Source organism: Microbacterium oleivorans (assembly GCF_001644225.1).
In the GTDB taxonomy this organism is placed as follows: Bacteria; Actinomycetota; Actinomycetes; order Actinomycetales; family Microbacteriaceae; genus Microbacterium; species Microbacterium gawkjiense.
Genome location: NZ_LSTV01000001.1, coordinates 396,198 through 418,605 on the forward strand (window position 1 = coordinate 396,198; position 22,408 = coordinate 418,605).

The window sequence follows — 22,408 nt, forward strand, 5'->3', positions numbered from 1 at the left end:
CCAGATACCGATTTACGACTGCCGGCGAGGCGGTCTGAGGTCGATCGTCGGCACCGACTCACCGTCTACGCCGCGCTTTGCGAGCATGTCGACCATGTCCTCCTGGCGAGGCTGGCCCAGCGTCAACCGGTAGAGCGTCAAGGCGCTGCGCAGTCGCTCGTACTTGGCGATGTCGCGACTGAGTGGATACTGCGCGATCACGCGGTGAATGCGTGCAGAACCCGGGTAGAGCCACCAAGGGGAAAACTCGCCGAGCTCATTCTCGACGTCCGCTGCCGCATCGAAGGCGACCTGCCACGCGCGCACGTCGTCGGAGGCCAGCACATCGGGCCAGTGCGACTCAGCGACATTCTTGCGGACGGCGTGACCCGCGAAGCGGTTGACGCGGCCTTCGCGCTGCTCGAAGTCCACCGGATTCGAGGGGAGGTTCCAGTGCACAACGGAATGGCTCCACCAGTGAAAGTCGATCCCTTCCTGACCAACGCTGGTCGACGCAAGCACGAAGGGTGCGAACGGGCTGTTGAACGCGGCCCGCACCTCGGCCTGGCGCACCCCCGACGTGTCATCCGACTCGGTGGCGTACTTGCCGCCGTACCGCAGTGCGAAGCGCGCCATCATGGGAATCTCGTCACGTGCCGTCGTGTTGTCGCGAGCAACGTACCGGGCGGGGCGAAGCTCCATCGACTCGACCGTGCGGCGAGAGAGAGCCGCGAGCCCGGCATCGTCGAGGTCGCCGCCGCCTGTCTCGCTGAGTAACTGGTACATGTACTCGTCCATGACGGCCTGCAGGTTGCCGTCGGCGCAGTAGTCGAGCACGCTTCGCCAAAACGGTTGCTCATCGCCGTACAGCGTGACAAGCAGCGCGATCGATTCGGTGCGGTTGAAGAGCGTACGGATGCCTCGCACGAGTTCGAAAGCGGCAGCCCAGAGTCCGTCGGGGGTGACGCTGAGCCCGGCAACGGTGCGCAGTGCGCGCCACGCAATGTTGCCGGGCGAGTGGACGGCCATGCGTGCGAGGTCGGGGTGTGAGAGGACACCGTTCGACGACGGTTCCAGCGCCAGCCGCACGTGCTCCAGGAGGCCGCCGATGCGGCCCTCCTCGGCGCGAGACTCGACGAGCCGCTCTGCTGTCGCCGATTCGAGTTCTGCCGGCAGCATCCCGGGATATGCGAACACGGCCTCTGCAACCTGGTCCGTCTCCGAACCTGTGGTGAGCTTCGCGTCGACGGTAGCGAGCAAAGTATCTGCCGCCACGGTCGCGCCGGCGGTTCGTGCGGCTTGCAAGGGATCACCGAGCTCGGCCAAGGCCGGGTGGGGCCAGAAAAGCGCGAGTGTCGACATTGCGGCCGGCCGGCCTTCCGCCAGCCGGTACTGCAGGCGTGCGCCGACCGCCTTTCGGGCATCGGGTGTGTTCTCGCGGAGGAGCGCTCGATCACCCGCCGCGAGGCGGTCTGCCTCGTAGCTGAGCAATGATGCGATCGCGGTGGGTACTCCGGTCCAGGCCGAGAACACCACGTGCTTTGTCACGGATCCGTCCGACATTGGCGCATAGATCGGCCCGGGTTGGAGATACGGCATCGTCGGTGGGACCCAGAGCAGCCGCCACCACCCGCGCTCCAGCGTCTCGTCCGCGAGTGCACGCAGATGTCCGTTGCCGAGGTCGACCGGATCGAACGAGGCGACCGCGCCCGCCTCGAGCGACCGAGTCGTCGCGAGAAGGGAGCCGACGTTCTCCGCGTCGGGTCCATCCAACGCGGCTTTGACGCGATCTGCCGCCTTGTAGCCATCCATGAAGCTGGCGAAGTAGGGAATCGACTTCCAATACTCGAGGTCGATCGGCGAATCGACGGTGCGCCCAAGGGCACGCAAAGATGCCCACTCACGGAGGTCGGCCGCGGTTGGGGATCCGGTAGCCAAATGCCGCACGGCGACGAGATCTTCGCGCTCACCGATGGGCGGTCGCTCTGACCTGATCATGAGCGGTGTCAGTGCCTCGCTGACACGGCGAGCCGAGGCAGCCGCGTCACCCCCGACCACGAGTGATTGGCGGTACGTCGCAAGCGCCGCGGCAACCTCTCTTTCGGCCCCGGGTGCCCCGCCCGCAAGGAAGCGCACCGTCGCGAGGAAGTCCTGATAGTGGTCGTCCTCGGCGTCGTCGCTGTTGGTGAACGGCTTGTACGGCGTTGCTGAGAGCAGCAGAACCTTCGCGTCGGGATGCTCGAACAGAGCGTGGGCGAGTTCGGCGGCGTCGCCGGACTGTGGGTTGAGCAGGTGCCGGAACCGTTGGAACTCGTCGAGGATGATGAGGTCCGGCTCCAGAGTGTCGACACCGGCCTTGGCTAGCGACTGGCGAAACTCGGCGATGAGGTCGTGGTTCCGATGCCAGAGCTCGCCCGGGACAGACTGCTTGCGTCGAACCTCGTCGCGGAGCGCGATAAAGCGGGCAAGGGAGCCGTCCGCCTCGATCATGCGAGTGAACGCTGTCACGATCCGCGGGTCAGGCTCACCAGCGAGTTCGCGCAGCAACGGCTGGACATACCACTGGTCGAACCGCTTGGCCGTCTTCACGGTGCCGTGCATCAGCAGACGCGTGACCCGTCGGTCCGAGTCGGTGCGGTTCGCGATCCTGTCGAGAATCACGGTCAGCATCGCTCGCTCTGGCGCTGACCCCTGCCGCCACCCGCCTTCGCTAAAGGACGTACCCGGTGTGAACGAGACGAGGTTGACCTTCTTCCCGGCATCCGATGTCTTCTCCGACAGGCGTCGGCTTTCCTTCGCCAGCAGCGTGAGACGGGTGGCCATGCCGATGTGCTTATCGCCCGTCACGTTCAGTCGGCGCAGGTTCTGGGTCGCTAGATCGACGTTGCTGCAGACGTAGACGATGTCGATGCGGTCGACGTGGTCAACATCCTGCAGGTGCTCGATCGCCTTCGCGATCACACCGCGCGCGACGATACTCTTGCCGAGTCCTGTTTCGTCAGCGACGAGAAAGCGACCGGATGCATCACCGGACGCGACACCATAGAACCGCTCGATGACGTGATCGACGGCATCTCGCTGAAAGCCCTTCAGCCCCGCGATGACCGCGTCGACGTCGACAGTGCTCACGCGTGACCTCCGGTCAGGTCGAGGTGCGCTGACCAGACCTGACTCCACAGCTCATCGAAGCCGTCGGGCAGTACGGCGTCGTGGTCGTGCTCGCGCAGGTAGTCGATGATGCGCCGAGCGTCGGCGAGTCCGTGGTGGCCCTCGCCGACGGCGCGTACGAGTGCCTCGAACAGACCGGTGCCGGTGCCGGAGGCATGCGCGGTTCCGAAGAAGCCGGCCACGCCGGAGTTGGATGCCGTCAGCGCCCACGCACCGGACAACTCCAAGAGCAGCGTCAGGAGGCGCACGAACGACGAACGGTCGGTGAGCTGGCGCGCGATGATCGCATCGTGCCGGCTCTCGACGTCGTCGAGCAGCCGTGCGAGAACGATGGTGCGACGCTCGTTGCCGGCGACGTCGCGAGCGACCAGAACAACGAATGGGCTGATGTCGGCGAGCGGAATCCCCTCAAGCAGGACGCCCTCTGATTCGGACGCGCTGATGATGCTGCTTCCCAGGTCGGGACGAGTGAGCAGGTGCCACCGCACCGAGACGTCGCCGGCGCGACTGGTCAAGGCCGACGTGACGGAATCGTCCGCCCATACCCGCAGCGCGTACGGATCCGCGGGGAGCGCGCGGGCGGAGAAGCGCGCACCCGCGAGCGCGCGCACAAGGGCTTCGAGCATGCGCGCCGCCTCCTCTTTGGCGTCTGGCTCACTACCTCCCGTGGTGGCGTACTCCTGCTTCAGCTCACCGAGGGCGTCCAGGGTTGCCTGCACCCCGACCTTCGGGATAGGTCCGACGAACTCGACCATCACCTCGACATTGCTCTGCCAGCCGGCATCCGTTGCGTTCGCAGACCCCAGGAACACGTGAGCGCCGTCCAGACGATCGACGACGACGGCTTTCGCATGCAGGCCCGCAAGTCGGTCGCCGGGAGGGACGAACCCCCCGTGGTCGTCAGCGTCGTCCGGGGAGTAGGTCGCGGCTTCGTCCAATACGTACGTCGAGAGCTTGGCATCGAGGGAGCCAGGCAGCAGTCGGTCGAGGCTCTCGGCGCGTGAGAGAACGTGCGTCTCCGTGCGAACGCCGGACCGCAACGTCCGCAGTCCGTCATCTGACAGGAAGGGTGACATGATCAGCGCGCGCTTGCCGTGCAGGTCGGGCGCGGTGGCGCTGGGCACCCCGAAGACGTGGAACACGATGCTGCGCATCGGATCGGGCTGCTCCCAGAGGATGTTGCGCCAGCGCTCAGCCAGCTCGTCGATGCGTGCCCACCGGTTGGGATCGAGATCGTGCACACCGAGAGACGGCAATCGGCGCAGCAGCTCGACAAGTGGACGGTTCACCGCGGCGGCTTCGCGCTTCTGTCCGTCGGCCGCGGGCTCACCGTCGAGGCGCACGATGACATCCCAACTGCGGTCGGCCGTGAGATTGCGGCTCGCGCACAGAAATCGGTAGGCGGTGCGCTCGCCCGCGCGATACTCCAGGAACCACACCTTGGGATGGAAGAGGCCGCGGCGGAGGGCAACGGGGTGCACCATCGGCTCGAGGAATGCGACGAGGTCGGAGTGGGCGCCCATCGAGATCTCGCCAGCCTGCGCGAATACGTCCACGCGGTCGGCGGCGCGGCGAATCGCGTCGAGAACGCCGAGCGTGTCGTCTTGTGCTGACAGTCGATGCGAGGCGAACGACAGCGGCACCGCGAGCGCGGTGGCCAGGTCGAGCGTGAACGTGGTGCCGACAGCATGCGAGAGCTCGAATCCCGTAGGCGGCTTGAGCTGCTCGGTGAGGGCCGCGCGAGATTGTGGCTCAAGCATCCGTCATCTCCGATGTGCGTTCGAGACCGTCATGGATGTCGAGAAGGATGCCGCGTACCTGCGGCCACCGATACACCAGCGCGCCCGCGCCGGAGCTGCCGCCCCAGGTCGCGAGGCGGGCGCGGTTGCCGAGACGTGCCTGGGCGCCCTTATGCTGCCGCTCGCGTCGGGTCATGAAGGCGCGGGCCGCTGCGCTGTCGACAAGCACTTCGATTCCCTGCTCGACGAGGAGATCGCGCCAACCCCGGACGAAGCGACGGGAGTTGAGGTTGATCGGTGAACCTCGCGTCAGCTCGACTCGGGCGAGCAGTGCGTCGAGGTTCCATGTCGTGAGGTCGACCATCGAGGGAAGTCCGTCGGACCACTGGGTGAGCCGTTCGCGGAACCCCTCGCTCGGATCGCTGAGTCTGTCGTAGCCAGCATCCCGATACTCCTCGGCGAGCAGCAGGTTGTAGAGCAGCTGCGCGCCGTGCATTAGGGCCGAGAACGCGCGCGCATCGGCGAGCATCTCGTGGGCTTCGCCGTCGACGGCGAGAGCGGCGGCGTCTGCCCACGGCGCCGGGCTCTCGCCGGTGGGGCGTTCCACGGCGAGGTGAGCGAACAGCGATCCTGCTGCCTCGTCGAGGATCCGGTCACGCAACCACGCGGCTTCGTCCGGCCGCAGCGCGAACCCGTCGGGGATCGACTTAGGAAAGCCTTCGGGAGCCGAAGGCAGCGTCGTCGACCATGCGTGGAAGCGGCTGTCAGACGTGTCGCCGAAATCGTCGCCGGAAGTGCTCATTCCGTCGAGTCGGAGGGCATCGTCGCGCGACAGTGAGGCATCGGTGAGGACGCGGTAGTGGCGCAGCATCGACCAGTAGATCGCTGAGGGGAGGTTCTTCAACGCCTCGCCGGCCTGCATCCCGAGGAGTCCCGCGTAGTCGCCCGAGTCCTTCACCGCGTGGATGATGTCGCGTTCATACCGGTCAGCATCCGCCGCGGGGTTCGGGCGCCGTGAGGCCTTCTGGTACGCCCACGGCACGAATAGCAGATACCGCGCACGGGTGAGCAGCGTTGACGTGCCAGGGAAGAGCGAGTCCGCGATCGTGTCTCGTATCTGGCCGAGGCCGAGTTCATCGCGACTCTCGCGCTCCGAAAAGAGACGGATGATGTCGCGCATGCGGCGCTGTTCTTCGCTCGACGCATCGAGCCACGCGATGAGGGAGGCCATCAGTTCTCGGACGATAGCGGACGAAGTGAATCTGTGGCGTCGAGGACTTTGAGCGTGGCTAACACTGCACTGTCGCGGTATTGCTTGGATCTCGCGGCCTGGCGAACGGCCTGCAGAACGCTGCGGGCGTCATACACCTTCACAACGCCACCGCCCACGTGCTGTTCCGCCGCCCACGCACGGATGGTGGATTCGCTGGCAGGGGTTGAGAGCCGCCGAGCATAAAGCCGCAGCTCGATCTGGTCGAGGTCGTAGCCGAACCGCTCTGCGGCTCCCTTGACCACGCTCTCGCGAACGTCGTCCTGATTCAGCAGGGCGTACCACTTGGAATAGGTTGCGTCGTTGCCCAACACGTGGTCGGCGGCTACTCCCTGCGAGCCGAAGAACGACTTCACCGTCGCGAGGATTAGCTTGTCTCGGCGCGCACCGACGAGGTCGACCTCGAATCCGTGCGTCCGGTATTCGTCGTACGCCTGCTTGCGGGTCCTGCGGCGCACGTTGAACTTGAGTGCGCTCGACACAACGAGGCCCTCCGACTCCATCGCAAGCGCCACGAACTGTTCGAATGCTTCCATAGCTCCCCGTCGCCACGATAGCGGCTCGGCACGACACATTGACGATCCATGCGAACCCGACCCGCCGCCTATTGATACGCCGCTCCTCGCGGCCGCAAACGACCCGCTAGCCTTACAAAGGGGAAAGGTAGCTATGTCAGTTGCACTGGGAGGCGGCACCAGCGCTGTGGCCGCGTCGACGCATGCTGCGTGCGCGCGGTTCCGTGGCACCGATCCGATGATCACGGGCCGGGCACGCCGCACGCTGGCGGCGCACCTCGGCAAGCCCGACAGGGGGGCGGGCATCCCTGAGGCGCGTTGGATGCGTGCCATGGTGTTCGAACGTCTCGTCCGGGACGAGCGATTCGCGTCGCAGATCGCCACTCGCTCCGTGGGTGAGCTCGGGCTCGACAGGCCAGAGTCGGTCGTCATCCGTGACGCACGCACCGACGTCACGACGATGGCAGCAGAGTTGCTGGCCGCGCACGACCGCGCCGTGGAGCATTCCGCCGCAACGCTGATTCATCGTGCTGCGGTTCCGTTCCCGGGATTCGAGGATGCCGCGGCGACTGCGGTGCTCCCCGACTTCATCGTGGTGGCACCAAAGGTCGCGCCCGACACAGGCAGTTGGCTGGTCGCCGGTGACGCGAAGGACTACGAGCGGGTGCGTTCCCGGATTGAGGAGATGCATGCGGTGCTCGACGGGTACGCCGTCCGATTCAAGGGCAAGCTCGATGACGCCGTCACCGAGATCTGGAATGTGCACGGCCAGAGCCTCGTCGGCTCCCGCGGAACGACGAAGATCACCTACGACGATTTCGTGGAACGAGCGGACGACCGCGCGATCGGCGTCGCCTTCGACTTCGCGAAGAAGGTGTTCGGCGGCGAGCTGGCGACGTCGTACCTCAAACACCACGCTGGAGACGCCGACGACCTTCGCGACTCCTACGTCACGACCGCGACGCTCGCCACGGTAAAGGAGATTCGCGAGCGGCTCGACGGTGAGGCGAACCAAGCAGCGGCCCAACTGTTCGACCATCACCGCGTCGCGATTCGTGGGCTGAGCGACGAGCGGCAGCAGATATATGAGGACATTCGCGCCCTCGCCGCCGACCCGCAGCTGACAGCGCTGCGGCGCCCGCGCACGCGCGTCGAGGGGTTCGCTGTGGCAGATCCGGACGGGTTGCTCGAACAGGTCGAGGCGCCCGTGGTGCGGAAGCACCTGATGTCAGATGCCGCCGGTGACTTCCCGATTGGCTCGCTCAACGTGTGGGAGCAGGAAGTCGTCGGCACTGAGATCGCGCGGGTGGATTCCCTCGCCTGGTATCGGAACCCGTCACGCCCGGCCGTGGACTCCCTTGGCGTGGTCTACCGCGACGACGTGGGCAACTGGCGCTCCATGCATCCGGACTTCCTCTTCTTCAACGAGGTCGGCGGCGAAGTGAAGGCGTCGATCGTCGACCCGCACGGTCATCACCTCGCGGACTCGGTGGTGAAACTGCGCGCGCTCGCCGACTTCGCCCACGAGTTCGGCGACCGGTTCCACCGCATCGAGGCTGTCGCCAAGGCGGGCGGCAAGATGAAGGTGCTCGATTTGAAGGACCGTGACACGCGGTCGGTCATCCGGGCCTGGGAGGGGTCCGTGGAGGGACTGTACTCGGAGCCCGCGGCGCGCACCTACGTCTAGAGAGCTGCGGATCGGGAATCGACATGGTGGTCGTCACAAACGAGATCTTCGATCAGTGGGAGCGCGACTGGCGCAAGCGCATGGTCGGCTGCTCGCTCGTGGCCGAGGCGAACGTCGACCCGGAGGAAGCGTTCGCAGCATTCCGCATTTATGGGCTCAACTGGGTTCGGCTTCCGTCGGCCGGCGAACGGACACGCCTCGCCCGTAGCTACCGTGCCGTTCTGCTCGCGGGCCTCTGCGCGGTCGGCGCGCGCGACTACGACGCGGGCAACTACTGGGACCACGTCTTCGCAACCTTCGACGCGTCGAGCGATGGGAACCGGCAGGCGGAGCTTGCGGAGTCATTCCGATACGGACTGCAGACCTTGGGGCTCTCGCGGTTCACGCTGCCCACGCGGCGGCACGTCGGCGAGATCCTGCTCCATGGCGGCATCCCGATCAAGAGCACCGGGCAGTTCGCGAAGGTGCTCGCACGCTGGGATGCGCAGAATCCCTCCGGCGATGCACGCAGCTTCGTGTCCTGGATCGCCGCGTCTTCCCAACGCGTCGCGATCTCGCGTGGCATCGACGTGCCGACCTGGCTCTTCCTCACCGAGACCGGGGAGATCGCGGAGGACTTCGTCGAGCGGTGCCTCGTCGCAATCGACGAGCTCGGGCACCCGACGGCGGCAGACACAGGGCTGCCACCTGCGATCCTTCGGGAGATCTCCGATGCCCTGGGAGAGAGCAGGCCCGGCGCGCGCCGACGGGACAGGAGTCGGCGGCCCGTCGATTCGGCACCGTCAATCTCGTTCTCACCCCAGCGGGGAGTGCAGGTGCAGCTGCCGCCGCTCGAAGCATTCACCGAGTCGGACGTGGAGTGGGTCGTGAGTGCCGACGGGATGGGCGCGCGCGTCGAATCTCCGGCGCCCTGGCCGGGTGACCCCGTCGCCTCCAAGTTCGTGAGCGTCCGTGCGCCCGTCAAGCGTGCTGTGGTCCAGGTCTCCCCGTCGGATCAGACGTGGGATCTCGACGTCGTCGACGTCGACGATCCACTCCTCGTCTTCGACGGCGATTCCCGGCAGCTCATTCCCGCGCGCAACACCCTGCCTCGCGGGCGCGTGTGGGTCGCCTTTCCAAACGAGAGCGATGGCGCCATCGCAGATCGACTGAGTTCTGACTCGCCGCTGGTCGTCGTCGAAGAGGCTCCGGCGCCGAACGGCTGGCACGGGTGGACCTTCGCCGCGCTCGACCTCTCGGCGGCTGCCAGACTGTCGCTCGCCGACGCCACGCGGGCGCGGTACGTGTCCACGATTCGGCGCCCGCGGCTCATCGAAGGCGCCCGCATTCCACATCTCGAGACGCGCGACGGGCGCCCCGTGCTCGACGCCCCGCCGCTCGTGGAGTTGCCCGGAACGGGAAGCGAAGGGACCCTCGACTGGCGCGTCTCGATCGCATCCGTCGCCGGCGACGTGGTGGCCGTTCAGGAGTTCACCGTCGCAGGCGAGTCGCGGACTGTCGATGCGTGGCCCGAGGGAGCCGGGCCGATGCTTGGCGACTTCATCATCACGGTTCGCGGGCCCTGGGGTCGTGGAGCATTCCTCAGCGCAGCCATCGCGCAGGGCGCATCGACGGAATCCTCGACCACCTTTCGATGGATGCGGTCGGACGGGCAGGGCCTCGAGGACGCCGAGTTGCTTGTGCGGGCGGGGGAGACAGGTGCTCCGGGCACTCGGCTCGCGTTCGAACCTCGTCGTTGGCGCCGCGCGGTCACATTGCGGTCATCGACGGGCGAGCTCGAGCTCACGGCCCGGCTCCCCTCGATGGCAGTCAGTGCCGTCGGCGCGATCTCACGGGGGAAGTCCGGCGGCCCGATCCCGCTCGACCTCGAGCTTCTGCGTGATACCACGCTGCGCGTCGATGTGCCTCGCGGTACACGCCACACACAGCTCGCCGCAGTCGCCGCCGACCGATTGGTACAGGCGATCGACTCGAGCCAGCAGACGGGTGAGTCGCGGGTCTTCTCGCTCGGCAAGTTGAGCGACACGCTCCAGGCCCATCGTTTCGCGCAGCTTCGGCTGGTTGTGGATGATCGCTCGATTCCCGTTGCTTATGTGAGGCCCCAGTTGCTCGCGTCGGGCGCGACGGTCACTGACGGCGTGCTGTCGCTCGAGGAGGCGCAACCCGTTGAAGGGCTCATGGCCCTCGCATACCCGCGCTACGCCCCGTGGCAGAAGCCGACGCGGATCGACTTCGCGGCGGGTGCGACCAGTGCGACGGTTCCCGAGGAGGTGCTCCGTGAGGGCGCCGCGACGTTCGTGGTCTACGTCGCGAACCCGTGGGTGCCATTCGACGTGCCGGATCTGCCCGACTGGTCGACGCGCAATGCGTTCATCGCCGAATGGGGCGACGCGGTCGAGCCCATTGACGAGCCCGAGTCCGGTTTCAGAAGCTGGCTCGCGGGCCGTGGGCCGTGCCCCGCCTCGGACACGAGCTTGTACATCGCGCTGAACATATACACGCTGGTGCCGAGATTCGCGATGCGACGAGATGTCGACCGGCTCCGCAGCGAACTCGCAGAGTCGGTCCGATCGAGCCGCGTTCATGTCGTGGATGCGGTGCTGCGTTCGCAGGCTGACGCGCACGACCTCTTCCGGCTTTTCGTCGAAGCAGACGTCGTGAAGGTTCCCCGCGAGGATTGGGAGTCCTCAGACCTGCTGTGGTCTTTCAGTCCCGCCCTCGGGATCGTCGCCGACAGCGACGAACACATCGGCGAAGGTCGAGAGCAGTTCCGCGCGAACCTGACCACCTACGCCGGGGACCCGGCCCTGACGATCCTCGACGATGGAGTCGACTCGTTCGCGGCGGTAGGCAGGTTCGGGCCCAATGAGCGAGCGCTCGATCGGATGCCCCAAGACCGCATCGATGCGATCATGGCGGTCGCCAACCTCCTCCCGCAGGGTCTTCTGGATAGGGACTCGCGCGCGCAGGCGAGCAAGCAGCTGTTCGACGCGAGGCGAGATCGTGCAATGGAGGCGGTGATCGCGGTGTCGCGAGGGCTCATCGCTGAAGCGCGCGCGGCCGTCACGTCCGACATCGGCGACTACGCGACCACTCCCATCGACGTGCGGGCCAGCGACGAGGGGTGGATGAGTCTGCCTGTGCTGTCGCTGGCATGCGCCTTCGTGGCCAGGAGCGCTGCGCGAGGCGGCTCCGCATCCGGCCGCACATTCATCAAGCTACGGAAGGCCTACATGCGACTCGCAGAGGCTGCCCCCGGCATCGTCCAGCAAGACCTCGGCCTCGCCGAGCTTTGGATCACGAGGTGGAACGAGAATGACCGCAGCAATTGACCCGGTAGCAGTATCGGCGACCGTCTCGAGCGCGTACCGCCGCTATCTGCGTTCGCTGGTGACGCCGAGCGACGCCGAGATCGCGATCGCACTGAACCGTGCCATCGAAGCTGAGGCGACGCAACAGCTCGTGAAGGGCCCCTATCTCGAGGCGACACCGCCGTTCGTCAAGGGCGCCGCCCCCGCCGACCTCATCGCCGAGGGCATCCTGTGCAAGAGCTTCGCCTCAGTCGCGTCGTCGTCGTTTCCCCTCGATCGGCCGCTCTATTCGCACCAGGAGTCATCGATCCGGGCGATTCACAGCGGGCGGAATGTCGTCGTCGCGACGGGAACAGGATCGGGCAAAACGGAGAGCTTCCTCCTCCCGATCGTCGACCGCCTCTTGCGTGAACACGAGGCGGGCACGCTCGGCGCCGGGGTGAGAGCGATCCTGCTCTACCCGATGAACGCACTCGCCAACGACCAGCTGAAGCGGCTGCGCTCACTGCTCGCGAACACCCCGCAGATCACCTTCGGTCGCTATACCGGCGACACCGAGCAGACCACCGAGTACGCGCGGAAGCGTTTCAGCAAGCAGTTCCCGGGGCAGTCCATGCTGCCGAACGAACTGCTCAGCCGAGAGCAGATGCGTGAGACGCCGCCGCACCTCCTCCTCACGAACTACGCGATGCTTGAGTATCTCCTGCTCCGCCCTCAAGACATGGAGCTGTTCGCGTCACCCGGCGGCAAGAGCACGTGGCAGTTCATCGTCGTGGATGAGGCGCACGTGTACGACGGGGCCTCCGGCGCGGAAGTGGGGTTCCTTCTTCGCCGACTTCGCGAACGCGTTGGCGGAAGCGCGGGCATCCAGGCGATCGCCACGAGCGCGACCGTCGGCAACGACGTCGCACGAGCCGCGAAGTTCGCCGAGGACCTGTTCGGGCTACCCTTCGCCACGGGCGAGAACGGGCCCGCCGATGTGATCACCGCGCGTCGTGTGGAATTCGGGGGGACGCCGACGTGGGGTCGGTTCAGCTCGGAGGAGCTGGCGACGGACTCCGCTGACATGCTGCTGGCCGCTGCTCGGACGCGCGGAAGCTCCGCGACCGATATCGCCGGTGCACTGATCGGCGAGGAACGGCTTGCGGGGATTCGCTCCCTTGCGGGCGACCGAGCCCGCACCGTCGGCGACATCGCTCACCGACTCGACCCGGCCGCGCCGCCGTCGGTGGACGAGATCACGCGGTTGGTCACCTGGGGGGCGAGTCAGCGCACCACCGACGGAGAGCCCGTGCTGTCGGCGAAGTACCACTTGTTCGCCCGCGCGACCGAGGGTGCCTTTCTCTGCCTGTCACCCGATGGGCCGCACGTGACACTCAGCCGCCACGAACGCTGCGCGACCTGTGGCTGGCAGGCGTTCGAGATGGCCGCGTGCCAGATGTGCGGCGCCGTCCACCTCGTGGGCTCGGTGGAGATCACCGGCAGGACGCGGCGGATCTCGCCCAAGAGCGGCGATGATCAGCGAATCGCGTGGTTCTCTCTCGGGGCCGGTGACGAAGCCGAATTCGACGAAGACGTCGTGCTGCTCGACGAGCAGTCCGGGCGCGCAGGAGTAGGCACGGGAACGGTGGTGGCGCTCTGCCCGCGGTGTGGTGGCCTGAGCCAGAACGTCGGCAGTCCCTGCACGAACGCAGACTGCGGGGGAACAGCCACACGCACGATCGTGCAGGTCGGCCGTTCGGTGGAGAGTCCACGCAAGTGCGTGCACTGCGGCGGAAACCGGCCGCGGTTGATCCGTCGATTCGAGAGCGGCAATGACGCCTCGGTGTCGGTGCTCGTGACTGCGCTCTATCCCGAGCTTCCGGCGGCATCTGCGGACCAGGTGAACCTGCCGGGTGGCGGCCGCAAGCTGCTCGCCTTCAGTGACAGCCGCCAGCAGGCAGCCTTCTTCGCCCCGTATCTCAAAGACACCTACGGAAGGCTGCTGCAGCGCAGGATTCTCTACACAGCGATGCAGAAGGGTCAGTTCGGCGGCAATGCGGCGGCCTGCACCGACATCGCCGCGCTCACGAGCAATCTCGCATCGCAGGCGGGCGTGTTCGATGCCTCGGAGACGGAGCTCACTCGACAGCGCACGGCAGAGACCTGGCTGCAGGCGGAGCTCATGGGTCTCGATCGGCGAATCTCCCTTGAGGGAGTCGGTTTGGTCGCTTGGAGACTGCGCGATCTCGGTGAGTTACCGCTGATGCCGCCGCTGACGGCTCTGGGGCTCAGCCGCGACGAGATTCGCGCGCTGTGCCAGACGCTCCTGGACTCCTTGCGGCATCAGGGCGCCGTCGCCGGACTCGAGTTCGTCAACTTGCAAGACGAGATCTTCGAACCGCGCCTCGGCCCGATCTATGCCCGAAAGCACGGCGCCGACGCAAAGAAGAAGATCCTCAGCTGGGTGCCCACGCGCGGGCGGAATGCTCGGTCCGACTACTTCGGGCGGGTGCTCGCAGCGCTCGGGGCGGACCCCTCGAAGGCCGACGACTTCCTCGGCGGCGTCTTCGACGCTCTCACGCACCCCGCAGCTGCGACCGCAGCCTGGTTCGAGAGGACGATCGACCCGGTGCTGGGTGAGCTGGTGCGGCTGAACCCACGCATGTTCGAGGCGCGACTCGTCACCGGGGCAGACGCCGTGTGGCGCTGTGCGGTATGCCGTGCAGTGACCGCCGAGGACGTCCGCGGAGTTTGCCCGACCTATCGGTGCACGGGTTCGCTTGAGCCGTGGGCGCCCAGGGAGGAGCACGACGACGATCACTACCGCACCATCTACCGACGGCTCGTCCCGATACCCCTGTCGGCGATGGAACACACCGCGCAGTGGAGTACCGAGCGGGCCGCAGAGATCCAGCAGGACTTCATCGACGGTCGGGTCAATGTGCTTTCATGTTCGACCACGTTCGAGCTCGGTGTCGATGTCGGAGAACTGCAGTCCGTCGTCCTGCGCAACGTACCTCCCACCGTGTCGAACTATGTCCAGCGGGCCGGTCGCGCCGGCCGGCGGTCAGACAACGCCGCCCTCGCGCTGACCTACGCGCAACGGCGGCCGCACGATCTCGCCGCGTTCGCGCGCCCCGAGCAGATGATCAGCGGCGCAGTGCGGCCGCCGGTGGTGCCCATCGACAATGACCGAATCGCCGAGCGGCACATCTACTCAATCGCCCTCGCGCGGTTCTTCCGGGAGCAGCTGGCAAGTGCCGGGGCCATATATCGAACGGTGGGCGACTTCTTCGACAGCCCAGCCGGTCAGCCGACGGGCGCTGACCTATTCGCGGACTTCGTCGAGTTTCCCGACACCCAGCTTCAGGCTGCGATCGACGATGTGCTTCCGGCGTCCATCCGGGGCACCGACCTGACGAAATGGGATGGGTGGTCACGCGATCTGCGCGAGCTGCTCATCGCCGTTCAACAGGAGCACCGAGAGGAAACCAAGTTCTACGAGGAGGAGTCCCTTGCTGCCTACCAGTCGCGCAAGGGTTTCCTCGGAGACCGCTACGGTCGCATTCTCGACACGATCCGAAGCGCACCTCTTCTTGGTTACCTTGCGAACCACAACCTCATCCCGAAGTACGGATTCCCCGTCGACACAGTCGAGATGAAGCCACCGCTGGGTGCGCCCGGTTCGGCATCCGATCTCGATCTCACCCGAGATCTGTCTCAGGCCATCTTCGAGTACGCCCCGGGCGCAGCCATCATCGCGGGCGGACAACTGTGGACGTCAGCGGGAGTCGCGACGCGTCACAACCGAGAGTGGCAGCCGTTCTTCTTCGCGACGTGCGAAAACTGCGGTCGGTACTGGGAGAAGCTCGGCGAGGATCTGGGCGGATGTCCGGATTGCGGCACGGTTCCCGACGGCGCGCGGCGGAAATACATGGAGCCGCGTTTCGGATTCGTCACCTCGCCCTCACCCGGGAAGCCCGGTGACGCGCCGCCGCGCACGAGCTGGCGGGGCGAGACCCATGTGGCCGAGCCTGGCAGGAGCACCTCCAAGCGGACTCTCACGCTCGGTGGCGTCCCTGTCGAGTGCGAGGTGCAGGAGCGTGCGCGGCTGGTGCGACTGAATCTCGGCCCGGGCGAGCTTGGATACCGTCTGTGCGAGTGGTGTGGCGCGGGTGTCACGGCGCTCGGCGAGGCGCCGAAGTCGCACGTCAACGTGCGCACCCAGAAGCCGTGCGGCGGTCACTTCCACCCATGGACACTCGGCCATCGGTACGAGACTGACGTTGTGCGGATCGCCCTCGGCGTCCCGTGGGCTGGATCCACGGTCGGTGAGCGTCGAGCCATGGCGTACTCCGTGCTCTATGCAGTGCTTCAGGCCGTGAGCGAGTCTCTCCAAATCGCGCAGGACAACGTCGACGGCTCGGTCGTGGGAGGCCTCGCCCACGGGATGCCCGAACTCGTGCTCATAGACACAGTGCCCGGCGGCGCGGGCTACGCGATCCTGATCGCCGAGAACATGGAGTCGGTTCTGCGGCGCTCGCTCGAGATCGCCGCAACCTGCGAATGCGGACCGGAGACGAGCTGCAGCTCCTGTCTTCGGACCTACTCGAACCAGAAGTGGCACAACCAACTCTCACGCGGCGCCGCCGAGGTGTACCTGGAGCGGCTTATGGCGTGAGGCTGTGCGCACTCCTGAAGACCTGCGTCGCACGCGGCTGGCATCAGCGGGCCGTGACCGGCGCTAGCCTCGAATCGGAGGCACGCATGATCGAAGGCTGGTTCGCCAGCACTGCTTCAGCGGGGAACGCACCGCCCTCTTCATCGGGCACGACGGTCGAGACGCTCCGTTGACAAGAGCGATGCACGCAGGCACCCAGGGTGCAGGACGCTCTTTAGAAGCACTCCGCTACACGTACTTGCACATCAGAAAAATCCCTGGACAAATACAAAAACGCGTCCTATTCTGTCGGCATGCGAGGAGGCCTCGAGCGATGGAAGCGAGGTGTCGAGTCCAGAGGGGTTCGACAGGCGATCGGTTACGCGCTCAAGGGCACCTGCGATGCCCACCTGGAGCGCTCTCCCGGCGTTGACGCGCTCGAAGCGTACAGTGCGACGTCCGGTTCAACCGTCTCGCGATTCATCGTGGCGAACGGCGTCATCACCTCCGACGAGCTCTCCCCCGGCGGCCTTCGCGTCTGGCTCACCGGGCACGACCCAGTCACCGGGGAAGAGCGCGGCCACCAGCGGCTGAGCCCCGACGCCGACCCTCTGCTCGACGGAACCCTCAACCACCCGAAGTCGTACAGCATGGACACCCGCCGAGCCCTCCCCTCGGTCGCCCGTGGTCACTGATTTTCCGGGGATTCTTGCCCGCATTTTGACCGCAAACGGTTTGCCGCAGCCTGCTTTCACCGGTCGCTCAATGTTGTCCCGGTCCTTGAAGATCCGCGTAATTCCGCTGTTCTCGCAGGTTCACGTGTGATTGAGCATTATGCTCAGTCGTGTTCGAGTCCCTCCAGGGGTTGCTGCTCCTCGATAGGGACCCCTGGGCTCGCGCGTCTTGTCCCGACCGTCGGCCCGCAGTCACACATCTCTCATGTCGTCAAGGCGACGCTCGACAGCCGCCCACATGTGACACTCACCCCATGCGCACCATCGTCATCACCGGAGCCAGCGACGGGATCGGGGCCGCGGCATCCCGTCAGCTCGTCGCTCGGGGCCACCGTGTCGTCCTCGTCGGCCGTTCGCCGAAGAAGACCCGGGCCGTCGCGGCTGAGCTCGGCACGCCGTACCACCTCGCCGACTTCTCCGACCTGGCGCAGGTGCGCCGGCTCGCGGGGGAGCTGCTCGACGCGTACTCGCGCATCGACGTGCTCGCGAACAACGCGGGCGGGGTCTTCGGCAAGCGACAGCTGACCGGCGACGGGTTCGAGCAGACGTTCCAGGTGAATCACCTCGGGCCGTTCCTGCTCACGAACCTGCTGCGCGAGCGGCTGGTCGAAAGCGAGGCATCCGTCATTCAGACCGCGAGCGCCGCGGCGCGACTGTTCTCGCGCTTCGACGTCACCGACCTCGACGCCGCTCGCCGGTACTCGGGGTGGCGGGCGTACGGCAACGCGAAGCTCGCGAACATCCTCTTCACCCGCGAGCTGCAGCGCCGGTGGGGGAGCGACGGCGTCTCGGCGGTCGCGTTCCACCCCGGCGTCGTGGCGACGAACTTCGCGGGCAACACGGGCGGAGCGCTGCGGTGGATGTACCACAGCCCCCTCGCACGCCGCCTGCTGACCACGACCGACGAGGGCGGCAAACGCCTCGTGTTCCTCGCCGACGGCACCCCGCGCGGGGACTGGCTGCCAGGCGCCTACTACGAGAACGACCGCGTCACGAAAACGCACCGACTCGCGACCGACCCGCGCCTCGCGCAGGAACTCTGGGAGCGCAGCGCCGAGATGGTGCAGCTCGGGTGAGGCTCCGTTAGCCTGAGGTCCACACGACGCGACGGGAGGTGAGCACGATCCACGACCTGTTGCGCGTCGTCCTCGAGGTCCTCGGGCTCCTCGTCGCCGTCGATCCGTCGCTGAGCGGCTCCGCGCTCACTGTCGCGCTGCTCGCGCTCGCCGTCCTCACGCTCGCGCTCCTCGCGACCGCCGTGCACGCGGGCACGCGCGGGGCGGCGCCGCATCCGACCCGTCGCATCGAACTCACAGCACCGCTCGCGCAGAGCGATCCCGACGCGGCCGGACACGTCCGCCGTCGCGGGCCCGGTCAGGTGACTGCGGCCGCGTAGCGTCGAACCGTCCGGGCACCGTGTGCCCCGGCATCCGTTCGCGGCCGATCAGCCGACCCTGATCGCTCCGACGAACGGAACCCCGTGGACATCACCACCCTGCCTGTCATCTCCACCCTGCTCGACCTCACCTCGCGCGGCCTGCTCGCCCTGACCTCGCTGCTCACCCCCTGGACGGGAGCGTTCGCCGGCGCGCTCGCCATCGTGCTCGTGACCCTCGTGGTGCGGGCAGCGCTGATCCCCGCCGGCATCGCGCAAGCCAAAGCCGACCAGGCACGGATGCGGCTCGCGCCGCGGCTGCGCGAGATCCAAACCCGGTACCGCGGCGACCGGGAACGCCTGCAACGCGAGACGATGGCGCTCTACCGCTCCGAGAACGTGTCGCCGTTCGCGAGCTGCCTGCCGATCCTCATCCAGGCGCCGATCGTCGGGCTGCTGTACTCCGTGTTCATCCACGCGAGCATCGCCGGGAACGCCAACGAGCTGCTGTCGCAGACGCTGCTCGGCGTCTCGCTCGGCACGAGCCTGCTGCACGCCGTCACGACCGGAACCGCCGACCCCGCGACCTGGCTGGTGATCGGATGCCTCGTCCTCGCGATCGCGGCGGTGGGTGAGATCACGCGCCGGGCGTTCCGGGCCGAACCGGTGGAGGGGATGCCGGTGGGTGTGCTGGGAGCGCTGCAGTTCGCCACCGCGGTCGTCGCGGTGTTCGTGCCGCTCGCGGCGGGGGTGTACCTGCTGACGACGGTGACGTGGACGCTGGGGCAGCGGGTGGTGTTCCGGCGGGTGTATGGGTGAGGCGCGCCCGGTCCGCCGAGCTCGCCGGCCTACTCGGACGCCCAGCCCGCGACGATGCGGTCGCACTGCTCCCGCGCCTCGGCGAGGTCGACGAGGTCCCGTTCGAGATCGGCGACCTGTGGGTCGAGGTGGTCGTCCGCTGTCCGATGCCTGGACAGGAGGTCGAGGTTGGCTCGCGCCGTGTGGTTCGTGCCTTCGAGCGCCGCCCTCAGTGCCTCCACCGCGACGCGGAGATCCGCCTCGACGTGCGGATTGCCGATGTCGGCCAGCAAGCGGACCTCCTCGAGAAGGGATGCCGCGACCCGGCCGACATCCAGCACAGACGAGACGGCGTCGACCGTCGCTCCCCGGACCGCCCGCTCCCGGTCGGGGCCCTGCTCCATCGCGAGAGCCGCTCCGAAACCCGCGGACCGGACGCCGTCCTCCTCGGCGGCCCTCATCGCCAGGCCCCGCTTGTCGCTGAGTCGCTGCTCAGCCCGTCGAGCCTCGAGGTCGTCAGCGGTGTAGGCGGCCACCATCCCGAGCAGCCCCGCTGCGATGCCCGTCATCACGCCGCAGGCGGCGCCTCCGCCCGGCGCGCCCTTCGCCTGGGCGAGACGGTCCACCCATTCGGCGAGCGGCGTCTCTGCAGGGTCGATGTCATCGCTGGGCATGCGACGACGCTACCCGCAGCGACAACCGGCGATGATGCGGCCGGCGAGGATACGGCCGCGGTCGCCCGCTGCAACCCTTCCAGGCGAAACGTCCCCGTGCTTTACCGTGACACCATGACCCGCCCCCTGCCCTTCGACATCGCGCCGTGGAGCATCGGCCTCAGCGGCGTCGACGTCGACCGCCTGCCGCATCGCGAGTCCGTCTTCGCCCTCGCCAACGGGCACATCGGCTGGCGTGGGCTGCTCGACGAAGGGGAGCCCCACGGCGTTCCCGGCAGCTACCTCAACGGCGTCTTCGAGGAGCATCCGATGCCCTATGCCGAGGACGGCTACGGCTACCCCGAATCGGGCCAGAGCGTCATCAACGTGCCGAACGGCCAGGTCATCCGCCTCACCGTCGACGACGAACCCCTCGACATCCGCGAAGGCACCCTCCACGACCACGAGCAGCACCTCGACTTCCGCGCCGGCACCCTGGAACGCACGCTCGCCTGGACCTCGCCCGCCGGCAGCACCGTCCGCGTCCGCTCGACCCGCATCGTCTCGCTCGCCCACCGCTCCGTAGCCGCCGTCCGATACGAGGTCGAAGCCGTCGACGACCCGGTCACGATCACCGTCCAGTCCGAGCTGGTCGCGAACGAACCCCTGCCCGAGCCGCACCCCGATCCGCGCGTGCAGGACATCCTCGAGACCCCGCTGCGCAGCGCGGGCAGCTTCGTCTTCGGCAGCGCCGCGACCCTCGTCCACGAGACCCGCAACAGCGGGATCGGCGTCGCCGTCAGCATGGACCACCTCGTGTCGGGCGCGACCGCCGAGGTGCGCACCGCGGCATCCGACGACCTCGCGCGCACCACCATAAGCGCCCGCCTCGCAGCCGGCGAACGGGTCGAGGTCGTCAAGATCGTCGGGCACGCATGGGCGACCGGACTCTCGGCGCCCGCACTGCGCGACCGCGCCGAAGCCGCCGTCGCCGATGCGATGCGGGACGGCTGGAACGGCCTCGCCACCGCGCAGCGCAAATGCCTCGACGACTTCTGGACCTGCGCCGACGTCCGCGTCGACGGGCAGCCCCGACTGCAGCAGGCAGCGCGGTTCGCGCTGTTCTCGGTGTTCCAGGCCGCGGCGCGCGCCGAGCAGCGCTCCGTCGCCGGCAAGGGGCTGACCGGCGCCGGCTACGCGGGCCACGTCTTCTGGGACGTCGAGGCCTACGTCCTGCCCGTCCTCACGGCGACCGCACCGGATGCCGCGAGGGAAGCCCTCCGCTGGCGCCATGCCACCCTCGACCACGCCCGCGATCGCGCGCGCCAGCTGCACCTGCGGGGTGCGGCGTTCGCGTGGCGCACCGTCGACGGACGCGAGTCGTCGGGATACTGGCCCGCCAGCACCGCCGCATTCCACATCAACGCCGACATCGCCGCCGCCGTCGTCCACTACGTCCGCGCGACCGGCGACGTCGACTTCGAACGCGACGCGGGCCTCGAGATCCTGATCGAGACCGCCCGCCTCTGGCAGTCCCTCGGCCGCACCGACGCCGACGGTCGCTTCCACATCGACGGCGTCACCGGCCCCGACGAATACACCGCGCTTTACGACGACAACGTCTTCACGAACCTCATGGCCCGGGCGAATCTCGAAGCCGCCGCGGATGCCGCGCGTCGGCATCCGGATCTCGCCCGTGATCTCGGGGTCGACGACGGCGAGATCGGCGGGTGGGTGCGCACGGCCGGCGCGATGCACGTGCCGTACGACGAGGAACGCGGCGTGCACCCGCAGGCGGCGCGGTTCACCGAGCTGGAGCGGTGGGACTTCGAGACCGACACCCCCGGCGACGAGCTGCTCCAGGAGCGCTACCCGTACGTGCAGCTCTACCGCAAGCAGGTGCTGAAGCAGGCGGACCTCGTGCTCGCACTGTTCTTCTGCAGCGACGCGTTCACGGCGGACGAGAAGGCGCGGGCATTCCGCTACTACGAGGCGCTGACCGTGCGCGACTCCTCGCTGTCGGCGGCGATCCAGGCGGTCGTCGCCGCCGAGGTCGGGCACCTCGGGCTCGCGGCCGACTACCTCGCCGAAGCCGCGACGATCGACCTCGACGACTTGCACGGCAACGCCGAGGACGGCCTGCACATCGCGTCTCTCGGCGGCATCTGGACGGCGCTCGTCGCCGGCTTCGGCGGCATGCGAGACACGGCCGACGGACTGCGGTTCGCCCCTCGGGTGCCGGACCAGCTGACGGGGCTCGCGTTCGGCATCCGCTGGCACGGTCGAACCCTGCGTCTCGAGATCACGCCGGATGCCACGACCTATCGCATCAGTGCCGGCGCGCCGCTGACGATCCGGCACTTCGGCGAGCCGGTGGAGCTGACGTCCGGCGCAGACGTGACGATGCCGACACCGCCGCTGCCGGATCCGGGGGAGCGCCCGACCCAGCCGAAGGGGTGCGCGCCGCGGCCGTTCGCGGAGGCGTTCGCGGAGTGACGCTCGGCGCGGTCTGATCTCGCTCGCCCGCTGTCGCCCCG

General features: G+C 67.6%; 13 protein-coding genes. 8 read left to right on the forward strand and 5 right to left on the reverse strand.

Features of this window, described 5'->3' with window-relative positions; all coding sequences use genetic code 11:
• Positions 1-12 precede the first annotated feature (12 nt).
• The 4 genes from AYL44_RS01875 to AYL44_RS01890 are packed head-to-tail and all read right to left on the reverse strand — an operon-like array spanning position 13 to position 6,638.
• Positions 13-3,108, reverse strand: a complete 3,096-nt coding sequence (locus AYL44_RS01875) for a helicase-related protein (RefSeq protein WP_064001566.1) — start codon at positions 3,106-3,108, stop codon at positions 13-15.
• Entirely contained in the window at positions 3,105-4,907 is a 1,803-nt protein-coding gene (locus AYL44_RS01880) for a phospholipase D family protein (RefSeq protein WP_064001567.1), read from the reverse strand. Before AYL44_RS01880 ends, AYL44_RS01875 begins: the two co-directional genes overlap by 4 nt.
• On the reverse strand, positions 4,900-6,117 hold the full coding sequence (locus tag AYL44_RS01885; protein ID WP_064001568.1) for a DUF6361 family protein: 1,218 nt from the start codon (positions 6,115-6,117) through the stop codon (positions 4,900-4,902). Before AYL44_RS01885 ends, AYL44_RS01880 begins: the two co-directional genes overlap by 8 nt.
• The gene (locus AYL44_RS01890) at positions 6,117-6,638 is read right to left on the reverse strand and encodes a hypothetical protein (RefSeq protein WP_157532560.1); all 522 of its coding nucleotides are present in this window, start codon (positions 6,636-6,638) and stop codon (positions 6,117-6,119) included. Before AYL44_RS01890 ends, AYL44_RS01885 begins: the two co-directional genes overlap by 1 nt.
• Here AYL44_RS01890 and AYL44_RS01895 point away from each other — a divergent pair.
• The 7 genes from AYL44_RS01895 (at position 6,622) to AYL44_RS01925 (ending at position 19,239) form a co-directional block, all read left to right on the forward strand.
• The gene (locus AYL44_RS01895) at positions 6,622-8,358 is read left to right on the forward strand and encodes a hypothetical protein (protein WP_157532561.1); all 1,737 of its coding nucleotides are present in this window, start codon (positions 6,622-6,624) and stop codon (positions 8,356-8,358) included. The genes AYL44_RS01890 and AYL44_RS01895 overlap by 17 nt on opposite strands.
• A 23-nt stretch (positions 8,359-8,381) precedes the next feature.
• Positions 8,382-11,690, forward strand: coding sequence for a hypothetical protein (locus tag AYL44_RS01900; protein WP_064001571.1), 3,309 nt, complete (start codon positions 8,382-8,384; stop codon positions 11,688-11,690).
• Positions 11,674-16,332: a DEAD/DEAH box helicase gene (locus AYL44_RS01905; protein ID WP_064001572.1), complete on the forward strand. Its 4,659-nt coding sequence runs from the start codon at positions 11,674-11,676 to the stop codon at positions 16,330-16,332. The genes AYL44_RS01900 and AYL44_RS01905 overlap by 17 nt, the downstream gene beginning before the upstream one ends.
• Before the next feature lie 464 nt (positions 16,333-16,796).
• Entirely contained in the window at positions 16,797-17,006 is a 210-nt protein-coding gene (locus tag AYL44_RS14740) for a hypothetical protein (protein ID WP_064001573.1), read from the forward strand.
• 293 nt (positions 17,007-17,299) lie between these two features.
• Positions 17,300-18,121, forward strand: a complete 822-nt coding sequence (locus tag AYL44_RS01915) for an SDR family NAD(P)-dependent oxidoreductase (RefSeq protein WP_064001574.1) — start codon at positions 17,300-17,302, stop codon at positions 18,119-18,121.
• Between the two features lie 38 nt (positions 18,122-18,159).
• Entirely contained in the window at positions 18,160-18,441 is a 282-nt protein-coding gene (locus tag AYL44_RS01920; RefSeq protein ID WP_231872695.1) for a DUF6412 domain-containing protein, read from the forward strand.
• Positions 18,442-18,525: 84 nt separating this feature from the next.
• Positions 18,526-19,239 carry a YidC/Oxa1 family membrane protein insertase gene (locus AYL44_RS01925; protein WP_064001575.1) on the forward strand — a complete coding sequence of 238 codons (714 nt, stop codon included), beginning with the start codon at positions 18,526-18,528 and terminating at the stop codon, positions 19,237-19,239.
• A 29-nt stretch (positions 19,240-19,268) separates the two neighbouring features.
• On the opposite strand, the gene AYL44_RS01930 is transcribed toward AYL44_RS01925, so the two are convergent.
• Positions 19,269-19,892 carry a cyclodeaminase/cyclohydrolase family protein gene (locus tag AYL44_RS01930; RefSeq protein ID WP_064001576.1) on the reverse strand — a complete coding sequence of 208 codons (624 nt, stop codon included), beginning with the start codon at positions 19,890-19,892 and terminating at the stop codon, positions 19,269-19,271.
• A gap of 114 nt (positions 19,893-20,006) precedes the next feature.
• Between AYL44_RS01930 and AYL44_RS01935 the strand changes: the two genes are divergently transcribed.
• A complete protein-coding gene (locus tag AYL44_RS01935; RefSeq protein ID WP_064001577.1) occupies positions 20,007-22,367 on the forward strand; it encodes a glycoside hydrolase family 65 protein in 2,361 nt (786 codons plus the stop codon).
• Positions 22,368-22,408: the final 41 nt, after the last annotated feature.

Bases quoted from the DNA above. Each gene is read 5' to 3' on its own strand.
- AYL44_RS01930 (WP_064001576.1), bottom strand. From the start codon at position 19,892: ATGCCCAGCGATGACATCGACCCTGCAGAGACGCCGCTCGCCGAATGG.
- AYL44_RS01880 (WP_064001567.1), bottom strand. From the start codon at position 4,907: ATGCTTGAGCCACAATCTCGCGCGGCCCTCACCGAGCAGCTCAAGCCG.
- AYL44_RS01915 (WP_064001574.1), top strand. From the start codon at position 17,300: ATGCGCACCATCGTCATCACCGGAGCCAGCGACGGGATCGGGGCCGCG.
- AYL44_RS01885 (WP_064001568.1), bottom strand. From the start codon at position 6,117: ATGGCCTCCCTCATCGCGTGGCTCGATGCGTCGAGCGAAGAACAGCGC.
- AYL44_RS01900 (WP_064001571.1), top strand. From the start codon at position 8,382: ATGGTGGTCGTCACAAACGAGATCTTCGATCAGTGGGAGCGCGACTGG.
- AYL44_RS01935 (WP_064001577.1), top strand. From the start codon at position 20,007: ATGACCCGCCCCCTGCCCTTCGACATCGCGCCGTGGAGCATCGGCCTC.
- AYL44_RS01905 (WP_064001572.1), top strand. From the start codon at position 11,674: ATGACCGCAGCAATTGACCCGGTAGCAGTATCGGCGACCGTCTCGAGC.